Origin of the sequence: Campylobacter sp. TTU-622, from assembly GCF_016598965.1 — a bacterium.
Lineage (GTDB): Bacteria > Campylobacterota > Campylobacteria > Campylobacterales > Campylobacteraceae > Campylobacter_D.
In genome coordinates, this window is record NZ_JAENKR010000211.1 from 1 (window position 1) to 530 (window position 530).

Below are 530 nucleotides of genomic sequence, written 5' to 3' on the forward strand. Positions count from 1 at the left end.
TTTAGTAAGAGATCCAATATCAAGACTAAAAACTGGAGTAAATCATCCTTTTAGAGAAAAATTGGTACAAATTGATTTAAATAAAGATAAAGATGTTGATTTTTTTACAAGAAGATACTTGGTTAATATTCAAAATAATCAAAAAATCTATTCTAATTTTCCTAGTTTCTTTCCATTAAATATATATATATCTTTGAATCATTTTTTGCAAGCAACAGTTTTAAAATATTTTATCCCAAATGAAATTATATTTATTGATTGTATGGAAATAATGCCTTGTCAAGCAAAAAAAACAATTTTGGATTTATCTCAAAAACTGAATTTTACAGCTCCTATAAATTCTACAATTTATCAATATAATACAAATAGTTATTTTATGGCTGTTTTACCTATAATTTTGCGAATAAACGATATTCTAATTCATGTTACAACGCATAATTACGTTAATTTGAATAAACAATCTGAATTAATTGATATTTATAATTTTTTATTTGATAATCCTTGTGTATATGGAAATTTAGGTATTTATA

General features: G+C 21.9%; 1 protein-coding gene. It reads left to right on the plus strand.

Translation table 11 applies throughout. From position 1 onward, the window contains the following. Positions 1–530: DUF2972 domain-containing protein (locus JG677_RS08525; RefSeq protein WP_200286218.1), on the plus strand; the 530-nt coding region annotated here is incomplete at both ends.